A 13,054-nucleotide genomic window follows, 5' to 3' on the forward strand; every position below is an offset into this window, starting at 1 on the left:
AATCTCAGTCAGCAACCAATTTCTTAGTTACTTTCTTTTTCTCACCGCTTTGTCAGCGGCGACTTTTATATCTTATCATTTCGTTCATTTCTTGTCAACACTTTTTTAAAACTTTTTTTCAATCTCTTTTCGAGACTGTTTTTTGTTTTAAGTTTGTTAACTCATGTCCGAAGCGACATTGATTAATTTATCATAAAGGCAAGGGGTGCGTCAACCACTAAATACCTACCATTTTAAGGGAAATGACAAGCGCTAGTCCCGGGATACCCAGAAGCCCCACTCCCGTTAATGTGGCAGGGTTGATAGGTACATGGATTCCCGCTATCCATCCCGTCGAATTCACGATGTACAACAGCGCAAATGCGCTAACTCCATGAAGAAGAAAGGTCATGATACCACGCCATGCCAGCCGCTGGCGAAATAGCACAATGAACAATCCAGCAATGGACACAATGAGCAGACCAAGCAACAGCATCTTCGTCACTATAATACCTCCCCTAATCGCAATGCATGCATCCCTACGCGCTTGGCTCTCTTCATCAGCATGGCAATCCGCTTCTCAGCTGCCTCAAGCGTTGAGATCGCATAATCCACCTCATCTATACCTAGTGCATGCTCAAATCGCACACAAGCCATTCTCCACTCTGCAACCGCAGTACGGATATCCCTCATAAGAAGCTGCTGCTCAGACAACATCAACCCATACTCACGCTTGTCCCGATTTCGCATGAACCAATTTTTCATACGTCTCCACATGAGTTCCCCTCCCCACATTCACTTTAGTCATGATTATGAACATCGGGACAAGACTAGAACCTCTTTATGAGTTGCTTCGGCAATGCGAGACAGCACTCAAATGAATAAGACCATCAATCATTACTCTTATAGATAACAAAAAAAGACCCTCGATGATCGAGAGCTTCTATATCAAATTATGAAGAAACAACATTTCAGCCCTGCTCAAGATGGAGCTCCATCATTACAGAACATCCCTCCGGCCTTCTAACGCCTTAGACAAGGTCACCTCATCGGCGTATTCGAGGTCACCACCCACGGGAAGTCCATGAGCAATTCTCGTTACACGAATGCCGAACGGCTTCACAAGCCGCGAAATATACATCGCCGTTGCTTCTCCTTCAATATTTGGATTCGTAGCCAAAATCAATTCTTTGACCCGCTCATCACTCAATCGCTTAAGCAGTTCAGCAAGACGTATATCCTCTGGGCCTACTCCCTCCATTGGTGATATCGCGCCCTGTAGCACATGGTAATACCCCATGAACTCTTTCGTACGCTCCATCGCAACCAAATCCTTTGTTTCCTGAACAACACACATCACTGAGGCGTCACGTGTCTTATCCGAGCAGATACGGCAAGGATCAATATCTGTAATATTGCAGCACACAGAGCAGTAGTGCAGGTTCCGCTTCACATTAACGAGCGCCTTTGCAAAATCAATAACGTCATCTTCCTGCATGCGGAGTACATGGAACGCAAGACGAGCCGCTGTCTTCGGCCCAATACCGGGCAAATGTGTAAATGCCTCGATCAACTTGGCGATCGGTTCTGGATAATACAATGCGGGTTCTCCTTTACGATAGCTTAATCAACGAACTCAACATCGTCTCACATCAAAAAATGTCCCTAAATGGTAGAAACGGCATATACCAGAATCGGTATATGCCTCACATTCGTGTTTCTCTACATTAGAACAAGCCAGGAATTTTCATTCCGCCTGTGAATTTGGACATGTCGTCATTTGCCATATCTTCTGCTTGCGTCAATGCATCATTTACAGCAGTCAATACAAGGTCTTGCAGCATTTCGATATCTTCTGCATCCACTACTTCTGGTTTGATGGAGATGCTAAGCAGTTTTTTGTGGCCGTTAACCTCTACAGTAACAGCTCCGCCGCCAGATGTACCAGTTGCTTTCTTTTCAGCCAGCTCTTCTTGAGCTTTCAACATTTGTTCTTGCATTTTTTTAACTTGCTTCATCATTTGGTTCATATTGTTCATCGCCGTGAATCTCCTTTTTTCTCCATTTAAGATAAGTTACTCTTTTATGACAACGAGATCTTCTCCAAATAACTGGATTGCCTCGTCAATCCATGGTTCTTGAGAATGATTGCGGCCTTCTTGGCCCTCTGGCTCCAGTTGGAACTCCTGCTCTTCCTTATCTTCTGTCTGGGCGGCTGCAGCCTCCCAGTCCTTGAGCATCATCGTATCCATCTGGTATGGCTTGCCGAAGGTGTCGGATAGCACTTGCTCGATCACCTGCTTGTTAGTCGGCTTCTCCGTCGTATCACGATGAATCGAATTTTTGAAACCGATAAGAATTCGATCCTCTAGACATGATACAGGCTCACCGTTAACCAGCCAAGCATGAATGGTAACACCGGCTTCCTTCACTCGCTGAAGCACTTGTCCCCAAGTCCCTCGAATGCGATTGAATTCGGCGCTGTTATGATTCGCAAGGTACCGTGTGAACTGCGGTGGCTGCTTAGAGAACTTGGATACGTGTCCAGATGGGCGAGTCGCCGCAGGCGTACGCTCATGCGCTACCTGTTCCTGACGGCCTCCACCTGACTTCATCAGCTGTTCAACCTTCGTCTCTAACGACGTAATCTGTTGACGCAAATGTTGCAGGGAGGATGAATGTTCCATTCCATCCAGCCGAACATCTCCCTGAACGGAATCACCAGTGCCCAAAGATTGATTCAATGGACGCTGCCCTGAAGCTGCCAATTGAAGCAGTGCGACCTCAAATAAAGTCTGCGGCTGCACAGCGTACTTCATATCCGTCTGGTATCGATTCAGCGTATCAATGATATGAAATAGACGACTCTCTGTGAATCCCTCCGCCATTTCACGGAAAGACTCTACGCGAGTCAACCGGTCCGTTAGCGCATCCCCGCTCGGCACCATCTTCATCATAAGCAGATCTCGGAAAAAGTACAACAGGCTTTCCATGCACTTATCCGCACTCTTGCCTTCCTGCATCAACTGCTCGACCACCGAAAGGACAGAACCTACATCACCCGCCTGTACTGCTCGGGCAAGTTCCGCGAACCTCTCCTCGGGCATACCTCCTGTAATGTCCAATACCTGTTGATAGGTAATGGCTCCATCGGTAAAGGAGGCGGCTTGATCCAGCAAGCTGATCGCATCACGCATCCCGCCATCTGACAGCTTCGCAATATAAGTCAAACTGTCATGATCTGCTTGAATGCTCTCTTCTTCGCACACCTGAGCCAAGCGCTGTACTTGCTCAGCAAGTGAAACTCGACGAAAGTCAAATCGCTGGCAACGCGAAATAATCGTGGCCGGAAGCCGATGTGGCTCCGTTGTCGCCAAGATGAACATCACATGCGCCGGAGGCTCTTCTAGCGTCTTCAACAAAGCGTTAAAAGCTTCCGTCGTCAACATGTGTACTTCGTCAATGATGTACACTTTATAGCGAACTTCCGTTGGCGCATACTTCACCTTTTCGCGAAGATCGCGAATTTCCTCTACGCCGCGATTCGATGCAGCATCGATTTCCACTACATCCATCACCGCGCCAGCTGTTATGCGCCGACACGCTTCACAAGCGTTGCAAGGTTCCGGACCTGGCCCTTGTTCGCAGTTGACAGCCTTCGCCAGTATTTTCGCCGCACTTGTCTTCCCGGTTCCTCTCGGACCGCTGAACAAATATGCATGCGAAAAACGCTGCTCCCGCAGCGAATTTTGCAGCGTCTGAATAATATGCTGTTGTCCGACCATGTCTTGAAATGACTGTGGTCTCCATGCGCGATACAATGCGATATGAGCCATGATGCAACCTCGAAAACGTTTTTACTTATTATACTATATCATAACCTCTAAAAAAACAGCCATTCCCTCTCTTTGGAAAAGAAGGGCATCCATCACTGCTGCTATGAGCCTTGATAAGGGACAGCGAGCGTGAATGTCGTGCCAAATCCCTTGGATGAAACGCGTATCGTACCGCCCAAGTCATGTATAATCCGTTGGCATACCGATAACCCAAGTCCTGTCCCATTCTGCTTCGTCGTGAAGAAGGGATCGAATATCTTATCAACGAGGAACGCAGGAATTCCCGGCCCCGTATCATGGATATCAATCAATACACGCTGCTCCGCACTATCCCGCTTCACACTTACCGTAAGTGTACCACCCTCCACCATCGCCTCAATACCATTTTTGGCAATGTTGATGAACACTTGCTTCAGCAGCTCGCGATCCGCAACCACATTCGGCACAGTCTCTCCCGCCTCGTATCGAACATGTACGCCGTGCAGCACTGCTTCACTCCGAATAATCGGCAAAATATCATTCATCACCTGATATACATTCACACGTTCAATCGTGACATGCTTCGGCTTGCTTAAGAGTAGAAACTCCCCAACCAACTCATTGATTCGGTTGATTTCGGTCAGCATGATTTCGGTGTAATGGACTTCCTTCGCCATTCCCTTGTCACGCAGCGTCTTCTTGAACATTTGCAGAAACCCCTTAATAGAGGTCAAGGGATTACGAATTTCATGAGCTGTTCCTGCGGCAATCTGTCCAATCATCGCCAGACGGTCGCTTCGCTGTACCTGCTCCTCCAACGAGCGCAAATTGGACACATCCTTGAATAGCACATAAGCACCTACGATCTGCTGCTGTTCATCACGCATAACATTCGAATCCATAAGAAGCTCATATCGCTCCACACCATTGCACCAAGAGACAGCATGATTCCGCACACTCACACCTTCAAGCAGAGAACGTTGTACGAGATGATGCTCTGTAGGCATGTCGCCAAACAGCTCATTGACCCGTCTCCCGAGCGAATTCTCTCTCTCCCATCCCATCACTCTGCACGCCATATCACTGATGTCTACCAATGTGAACTGATTATTCAGCAGCATAATCCCTAAATTCACATCCTGAATAAAAGCACCGGCAAATTGCTGCAGCAGCGTTAGTTCCGTATCCGCCGCCTGCACACTTGCTCCTTCATTGCAGGAATCAGACATAGAATTCTGCGACAGAGCGCCGTGTAACGGCATGCTTGAATCGATCATACACTCACCTCTTTTTGCAGAAACGAAAATGAGATATCCGCTCACTTGCTGTTCACTCTAAACTTCGCCATCAGGCAATCTTTTTCCTGCTGTATATATAATATGAACATGTATTCATATTAGTTGAAACAAAAAACACCGGTTATCCCGGTGTCCTCGTATGCACTATATGAACCGTGCACCTGTTATTGATAATTGCGATCCGAGCGGCACTTCTACACTACGACTCAGGCCAGGCTTCCCTCCGGCACATGAGCTCTCCTACTTATGGCTGCTTCCTTCCGGACCTGACCAAGTTCATAGGCACCCATTGCGAAGGACCCAGCCGTCAACACCGAGTGTAAACGCCAAACCCCACATCGACAAAACCTCTAACAGGAATTCAACCTCGCTACAGCGGATTGCGAGTTACAGGGCACCGCTACCTCCCCGTCTAGCACGGCATAACTTAGTATAGACGATTTGCAGCAAAAGTGCAACCAACGTCATTAGTTAACAGATATGGAATCTGCTTCTTCCTTACTGTCATCCGCGTCTTCCTCCATCTGTTGCAAATACCTCAGCAGCACACAAAGCAATGAACTCATAAGTCCAGACCCTAAATAAATCCACGGCGTAGCACCTGATACCGGATACAGCCATTGCAGTGTACAAGCTGACAAGACCACACATACCAGTACATAAATGACCCAGAATGAACCAAAGGACACAGTCTTAGCTGCCCAGATGAGCTCTAAAATGATAACCCCTACTAATGCCATGCTTGTGACAATGAGACTGAGCCATGCCAGTACAACATTGCCATCCGGTAGAACCGGCCAACCCCAAGCAGGAAGGGCCCTTGCAGCCAAGCGAAAAATACCGTATTCAACCCCAACAACGAAGAAAGTAGCAATCATCACAATGAATACGTCTTTGAACAACGTCCCCAAGCCTCTCTGCAAACGACGCCCAAATTGTTCTGAACGAGCATGCTTGCGCCATTCACTCCACTCTCCTGCCGCGACAAATAGAACCCCCAATAAAAGCGTGCTTCCGATGATGGACAAGGGCAACTCACCCTTGATGATGTGCCAAATAAATCCCAAACTAAGCTCAAACAACCTTTCGATCATGCCGCTTACGCTCCGCTCCTTTTATTGTGGTCCCAATTCAAAGTCCAAATTCACCGGTTCTTTGGGCATTGTTTCATTTACCGCTGCCCCACCCGTTGTAGGTACAGATTCGTCAACAATATCCAAGCGAATACCATCCACCCAGACTTGACCCGGACCGCTTAATAGCACGCCAAATGCAATCGCCTCCGCATAAGGTGCAATATCAAGAACAACTTCATAGGGCCTCCATTCGGTCGTGCCGCTAATCGGACGATTGTCCATGTTGTCGAAGTTAATAGGCACTTCATCCTTCCCGTCAATCCGCATCCACATGCCTGCCCATCCCTGCACGTCGTCCGTTTTCAGGAACGCTGATAAACGAAGGCGCTGTCCCACATAATTCTCTGCCTTGAACATTTGCATCAACGTGCCAAATCCCCGTGGATCTGCATCCACTTTGCCTTGAATCGTGCCTGACGACCTCCCACGATATACATGAACGTGATCAAGAGTAACGCTATATTGGTGCGGATACACACCTGTTATGATCCATCCCTGTGGAGCAGACTGCATCACCCCATATCCGGTATTCTCAGATTGATTGTTCTCATCCATTCGATGATCCCCCTCTGGCGTGTAAAAGCATCGGAAACCTTGGCGGTATACATGCGGTGTCATGCCATACCGCTGCTTAAAAGCACGAGTGAAGCTGTCTTGCCCAGAAAATTGATACTCTAATGCGATGTCCAGTATGCGCTTGTCCGTAGACAACAGCTCCACCGCAGCCCTTGCCAATCTGCGCTCCCGTAACAATGTCGCCACACTGACCCCCACATGACGCTGAAACACACGATTAAAGTGAAAACGGGAGACCGTGCAATGTTCAGCTATGTCTGCTGCATCCACGTCCTCTGTAATATGCAGTTCTATGTAGGCTATTGCTTCTTTGATCCATTTATCGTGCTCCAGCCACATAGCCAACCCTCCCCAAGTCATCTTGAGGCAATGCCAGCACATGCCTCGGAAATCCCAGTTCCATTCTACCGTACCGTATTTCCTCCCCATTGTTTTGACATTTTGTGCGAACTCGAGTTTCGGACAGCAAACATCAAAACAGGAAGGATAAAAATATACAAAAAAAAATGAACTCCCTTGGCTGTTGCCAGCAAGGGAGTCCATATCGTAAACAGACGTATTAGATACCGTATTTCTTTTTGAATCGATCCACACGACCACCAGCATCCAAGAACTTCTGCTTACCTGTGAAGAATGGATGGCAAGCGGAGCAAACCTCTACCTTCAAGTTCTCTTTAACGGAACCTGTTTCGAAAGAGTTGCCGCAAGCGCAAGTTACAGTCGTAATGTGGTATTTCGGTTGAATTGCTTCTTTCACTCGAATTCACCTCTTTCCGCCCTGAGCCCTTTGCGTGCCCAGAGTATATAAAAACACATGAATGGATTATAGCATGTTTGCATCTAGTTCGCAATCTCATGTTATAACCATATTCTTGTCCGCCACAACAGAGAACAGGAGCTTAGGAGCTCACAGAGCTGCTGCGTGTTCTGCGCGGTGGCGGGGTTGGTGTTCCGCTCGTATCAAGTGCTGCAAGGAACTCTTCGTTCGTCTTCGAATCACGCATCTTCTTCAAGAATTGATCCACGAATTCCGGAGACTCGTTCATGTTTTTGCGAATTGCCCACAGCTTATCAAGCTCTTCCTTCGACAACAGCATTTCCTCGCGACGTGTACCCGAGCGACGAATATCGATAGCCGGGAAGATACGGCGTTCAGCCAGCTTACGATCCAGATGAAGCTCCATATTACCCGTACCTTTAAATTCTTCATAAATGATGTCATCCATACGTGATCCTGTCTCAACGAGTGCCGTTGCCAAGATCGTCAAGCTTCCACCCTCTTCAATGTTGCGGGCAGAACCGAAGAAGCGCTTTGGACGATGGAAGGCAGCTGGATCAATACCACCAGACAACGTACGGCCAGACGGCGGAACCACGAGGTTGTATGCCCGAGCCAAGCGCGTAATGCTGTCAAGCAGGATTACAACGTCCTTCTTATGTTCCACGAGACGCAGTGCACGCTCCAGAACAAGTTCTGTTACCTTGATGTGGTTCTCAGGCACTTCATCAAATGTGGATGCTACAACCTCACCTTTTACAGAACGCTGCATGTCCGTTACTTCTTCCGGACGCTCATCAATAAGCAGAACGAATAGCTCAATCTCAGGATGGTTGGTCGAGATGCTATTTGCAATCTCCTTCAGAAGCAATGTCTTACCTGCCTTAGGAGGAGCGACGATAAGTCCGCGTTGTCCAAGACCAACAGGTGCGAGCATGTCCATAATGCGTGTGGACACCTTGTTGGAAGCCATCTCGAGCACAAGTTTCTTCTCTGGATATAGCGGCGTCAGTGCCGGGAAGTGCAAGCGTTGAGCAGCTTCATCCGGATTCTCACCATTGACGGCGTTAATCTGAAGTAATCCGAAATAGCGTTCGTTCTCTTTTGGCGGACGGCATTTTCCCGATACGAGATCACCAGTACGCAAATCAAATCTGCGAATCTGAGATTGAGAGATATAAATATCTTCCGAGCTAGGCAAATAGTTAATAGGACGCAAGAAGCCGAACCCCTCTGGAAGGATGTCCAATACCCCCTCCATAAACATGAAGCCGCCTTGTTCCGCCTGCGCGCGCAAGATAGCAAATATTAATTCTTTTTTCTTCATTTGACCATAGCCAGGAATCTGAAATTGTTTTGCTAGTTTATATAGCTCGGTCAGCTTCTTCGTTTCCAAATCGGAAATTTGTAAATCCATGAATACAACTCCTATTCTGTTGATAAATACAAATGATGTCAGAAGGATAAGTCCATTGTGAAATCGTTACGTATAAACGCAGCGGCGTGTCATGAGATATGAAGGCTGGTTGATACAATGAGATGGTGGACAGATAACAGATGGGAACCATTCGGTCTGGGTAAAAGATAGCCGTTGAAGCGAAGCACTTATGGAAGTGATGGTGCTAAACGCTGCAGCCTCTCCAAGGAATAGAAAGGGAAATACTCTTCGTACGTTCAATCCTGCCAAAAAGTTGCATTTTCTTCTGTATCCGAAAGAGAATGCTCCACTTCCACTCTCTTTCGGACACAGTCCAATACACAAACGACGAATACTAGATGAAATTCCGCACAGCCACATGAGCAGGGCGCATCATGAGGCGCATCGCCACACCTTAACTGACGATCGCGAAATGATCATTATCCTATTTTTACCCTATTACCGTCGAATTATTCCGTCTGACGCCATACATCAGCGCCTAAATTTCGCAAATTTGTGACTAGGTTGTCATAGCCACGGTCAATATACTCTACGCCGGAGATTTCAGTAATGCCATCCGCTACTGTTAGTCCTGCAATGACAAGCGATGCTCCCGCACGCAAATCCGCTGCTTTCACTTTCGCGGCATGCAACTTGGTTCCTTCAATGACAGCAGAGCGACCTTCTACACGGATTTTGGCTCCCATGCGAAGCAGCTCAGGTACATTCTTAAATCGATTGCTATATACGAGATCGGACAGCATACTTACACCAGTTGCTTGCGTGAGCAAGCTTATCATCGGTGATTGAAGATCGGTTGCGAATCCTGGATATACAAGCGCCTTTACATCGATAGACTCGTAGTCAGGCTGGCCAAGCACGCGAAGGGATTCGTCCCCTTCTACGACTTGCACACCCATTTCCTCCAGCTTCGCCGTAAGTGCTTCCAAGTGCTTAGGGATAATATTGTCGATGAGAATATCGCCGCGCGTTGCAGCAGCAGCGATCATATAGGTTCCTGCTTGAATGCGATCCGGAATGATAGAATGACGGCAGCCATGCAGCCCTTCTACACCTTCAATACGAATCGATTCTGTACCAGCACCCTTGATTTTGGCACCCATTGCACTGAGCAGGGTCGCCACATCTATAATTTCAGGCTCTTTGGCCGCGTTTTCGATAATAGTGATGCCTTTGGCTCGGGAAGCCGCAAGCATAATATTAATGGTTGCTCCTACACTAACCACATCGAGGTAGATTTTTGCGCCGCGCAATTCACGCGCCGAAATATGGATCGCTCCATGTTCATTGGTTACCGTAGCACCCAATGCTTCGAATCCTTTAATATGCTGATCTATCGGACGGGGTTCAAAGTTGCACCCTCCTGGCATGCCTATTGTCGCTTCGCCAAAGCGGCCAAGCAAGGCACCCATTAAATAATAGGAGGCCCGCAATTTCTTCACAGGTCCGTTATACATCGGCATCGAAATCATGCTAGATGGATCAATTCGCAAGGTAGAACCTTCCCAGCTTGCCTCTCCACCGAGTTCGGTAATAATCTCCGTATAGGTTGCAACATCACTTAATGCCGGCAAGTTATCGAGCACTACTTCACTCTCTGCTAAAATCGCCGCAGGAATGAGTGCGACTGCACTGTTCTTCGCACCGCTGATCTGCACAGTACCACGCAGCGGCCGCCCACCGCAAATCATTAACTTTTCCATCACAAGCTAAGTTCCCCCCACGCCGTACCTGTCACAGGTTCGGCTCGCCCATATGCTTTATTGGATTCATGTTCATTCATCACAAGGTTAAATAATCGCAAAAAAGGGAAGAACACCGGCGAACCGGTGCTTTTCCCGCATTCGTAAACATAAATATGAGTATCGATTATGCTTGGTTGCTGGATCCGAACAAGCGGATTTTATTGCGAACAACTTCAACCATTGCATTGCGTGCTGGCGTCAAGTATTTGCGAGGGTCGATAACGTTCGCATCTTTAGCCAATGCTTCGCGGATAGCTGCTGTGCAAGCAACTTGGTTTTCTGTGTTCACGTTGATTTTACCTGCACCTGCTGCAATCGCCTTGCGGATGGATTCGTCAGGTACACCGGAACCGCCGTGCAATACGACTGGAACTGGGATCTTGGAAGCTACTGCTTCAATGATATCGTAGTGAAGTTTAGGCTCGCCTTTGTACATGCCGTGAGCAGTACCAACAGCGATTGCAAGTGCATCTACGCCAGTTTCTTCGTAGAAGCGGATTGCTTCTTCTGGGTTAGCCAATTGAGCTGCATCTTCATCTACGTGAAGATCATCTTCAACACCGCCGATTGTACCCAATTCACCTTCAACGGATACGCCCATAGCGTGAGCTGCTTTAACGACTTCTTTAGTCAAACGGATGTTGTCTTCGTATGCATGGTGGGAACCATCGAACATAACGGAAGAGAATCCGGCACGAATACAAGCCATAGCTACTTCAAATGTGCTACCATGGTCAAGGTGCAAAGCGATTGGCAAGCCGGATTTCTTAGCAGCTGCCTCAGCCATTGCTACTGTGTACTCCATTCCCATGTAACGCAAAGCGCCTTCGGATACACCAAAGATAATTGGCGCGTTTTCTTCCATCGCCGCTTCTGTAATTGCTTGTGTGAATTCCAAGTTATTGATGTTGAACTGACCTACTGCAAATTTGTTTTCTTTTGCTTTAGGCAAGAACTCGTTCATCGAAACTAATGGCATGGTCTCCATCCTCCTAGGAAGTTGTTCGTCGTCTGTCTATCTAGATTATAGCCGACATCTTATACGGTGTTATTATATCACAATTGGGCGTGAAAAAGTAAACAACCTCTTGACAAAACAGCTACATTACGTTTACGGCAACCGCTTTCCCCGAAACCGCTGCCTCATTGGCCGCTTCCATCAATTTTGTCAGGTCCAGCGCCATTTTTACGTTGTCCGTGCCCACTTCTCTGCGCTGCACATGACCGACCCATTGCTCAAACATATTCGGGATCGGTTCATCAAATGGAACGATGTTCCACTCCCCATCCCCCTCATTCAGTCGAATGCGGATTTGCTCATCCGGCATGCCGTACATAACGCTTCCTCTTGCACCATGAATCTCAATCATGAACGGGGATTGACCGGTAACAAACCCTGTTTCAGCAATTCCAATGGCACCTCCAGTATATTGGAGCAGCGCAACTGCGTTGTCCTCTACTTCTTTACCCGTAACGTAGCCATACGACGCAGTTACGGCCTCAGGCATTCCCAACAGTGCACGGGTAATGTACATCGGATGACAACCAAGATCAATCATTGCCCCACCGCCGCATTCCGCCCGGTTGTAGAAATGCTCTGGCAGCCATCCTGCCAGTGCTCCATTATGCGCCATACGCACACGGACAAGCGATACATCGCCTATAGCACCCTCTTCTACTATCCGACGCAGCGTAACAATATCGCGCTCATACAGCTTCCGAAGAGCAACATTCAACACAACACCATTGGCTTCCACAGCATTCACGATGCGATCCGCTTCAGCTGACGTAAGCGCTAATACTTTCTCAGTGAAGATGTGCTTGCCAGCCTCTGCTGCCTTCACCATAATTTCCCTGTGAAGGGAAGTCGGCGCTACTACGACAATCGCATCAATATCCTCTCTCAGCATGTCATCCAAGTTCGGATAATAAGGCACATGATAACGGCCTGCATAACGCTCACCGCGCTTGTCATCCTCATCCCATATTCCAACTAGCTCTGTATTTGGATGATGAAGGATGAAATCTGTATACTCTTCTGCATGAACATGCCAATAACTACAAACTGCTATACGTATCATCATTAACACCCCTGTATGATCCATTATTGTCTTACTGATGTTATTTTGCTTAGCAAGTATAGGCAGGATTAGATAACACGAGAAACGAGGAAAGCCCCTAATGGGGTCTCTACTGAGCGCCCTCCACTAGAGGCATGTCCAATTCTTCGTTCTTCGTACCACGTAGCAATAATTGAAGGTCATCCTCCGACCTTGCTCGGATAACATT

General features: G+C 47.7%; 13 protein-coding genes and 1 other RNA gene. All 14 read right to left on the reverse strand.

The genetic code is table 11. The features are described from left to right. Positions 1–217: 217 nt before the first annotated feature. Positions 218–475 carry a pro-sigmaK processing inhibitor BofA family protein gene (locus tag AZ66_RS00005; RefSeq protein ID WP_044353122.1) on the reverse strand — a complete coding sequence of 86 codons (258 nt, stop codon included), beginning with the start codon at positions 473–475 and terminating at the stop codon, positions 218–220. A gap of 8 nt (positions 476–483) precedes the next feature. Next, on the reverse strand, positions 484–756 hold the full coding sequence (locus AZ66_RS00010; RefSeq protein ID WP_044353080.1) for a hypothetical protein: 273 nt from the start codon (positions 754–756) through the stop codon (positions 484–486). Between the two features lie 223 nt (positions 757–979). Continuing rightward, complete coding sequence (recR, locus tag AZ66_RS00015; RefSeq protein ID WP_021253424.1) at positions 980–1,579, reverse strand: recombination mediator RecR; 600 nt, start codon at positions 1,577–1,579, stop codon at positions 980–982. 127 nt (positions 1,580–1,706) lie between these two features. Next, on the reverse strand, positions 1,707–2,018 hold the full coding sequence (locus tag AZ66_RS00020) for a YbaB/EbfC family nucleoid-associated protein (protein WP_021259352.1): 312 nt from the start codon (positions 2,016–2,018) through the stop codon (positions 1,707–1,709). A gap of 36 nt (positions 2,019–2,054) precedes the next feature. Beyond that, on the reverse strand, positions 2,055–3,815 hold the full coding sequence (gene dnaX, locus AZ66_RS00025) for a DNA polymerase III subunit gamma/tau (protein ID WP_021259351.1): 1,761 nt from the start codon (positions 3,813–3,815) through the stop codon (positions 2,055–2,057). 101 nt (positions 3,816–3,916) lie between these two features. Next, complete coding sequence (locus AZ66_RS00030; RefSeq protein WP_044353123.1) at positions 3,917–5,023, reverse strand: ATP-binding protein; 1,107 nt, start codon at positions 5,021–5,023, stop codon at positions 3,917–3,919. 222 nt (positions 5,024–5,245) lie between these two features. Then, an RNA gene (gene ffs / locus AZ66_RS30300) (signal recognition particle sRNA large type) lies at positions 5,246–5,513 on the reverse strand. Between the two features lie 46 nt (positions 5,514–5,559). Beyond that, on the reverse strand, positions 5,560–6,186 hold the full coding sequence (locus AZ66_RS00035) for a hypothetical protein (protein WP_044353081.1): 627 nt from the start codon (positions 6,184–6,186) through the stop codon (positions 5,560–5,562). Between the two features lie 21 nt (positions 6,187–6,207). Further along, positions 6,208–7,143 (reverse strand): helix-turn-helix transcriptional regulator, encoded by a 936-nt coding sequence (locus tag AZ66_RS00040; protein ID WP_044353082.1) that lies wholly within the window; start codon positions 7,141–7,143, stop codon positions 6,208–6,210. 220 nt (positions 7,144–7,363) lie between these two features. Further along, positions 7,364–7,561 (reverse strand): 50S ribosomal protein L31, encoded by a 198-nt coding sequence (rpmE, locus tag AZ66_RS00045; protein ID WP_044353083.1) that lies wholly within the window; start codon positions 7,559–7,561, stop codon positions 7,364–7,366. A gap of 142 nt (positions 7,562–7,703) precedes the next feature. Continuing rightward, complete coding sequence (gene rho, locus AZ66_RS00050) at positions 7,704–8,999, reverse strand: transcription termination factor Rho (protein ID WP_044353084.1); 1,296 nt, start codon at positions 8,997–8,999, stop codon at positions 7,704–7,706. Positions 9,000–9,469: 470 nt separating this feature from the next. Beyond that, complete coding sequence (locus AZ66_RS00055) at positions 9,470–10,723, reverse strand: UDP-N-acetylglucosamine 1-carboxyvinyltransferase (protein ID WP_044353085.1); 1,254 nt, start codon at positions 10,721–10,723, stop codon at positions 9,470–9,472. 166 nt (positions 10,724–10,889) lie between these two features. After that, positions 10,890–11,744: a class II fructose-1,6-bisphosphate aldolase gene (gene fba, locus AZ66_RS00060; protein ID WP_044353086.1), complete on the reverse strand. Its 855-nt coding sequence runs from the start codon at positions 11,742–11,744 to the stop codon at positions 10,890–10,892. Positions 11,745–11,865: 121 nt separating this feature from the next. Continuing rightward, the gene (locus AZ66_RS00065) at positions 11,866–12,849 is read right to left on the reverse strand and encodes a Gfo/Idh/MocA family protein (RefSeq protein ID WP_082061381.1); all 984 of its coding nucleotides are present in this window, start codon (positions 12,847–12,849) and stop codon (positions 11,866–11,868) included. Positions 12,850–13,054: the final 205 nt, after the last annotated feature.

Origin of the sequence: Paenibacillus sp. E194, from assembly GCF_000935845.1 — a bacterium.
Taxonomy (GTDB): Bacteria; Bacillota; Bacilli; order Paenibacillales; family Paenibacillaceae; genus Paenibacillus_B; species Paenibacillus_B alvei_B.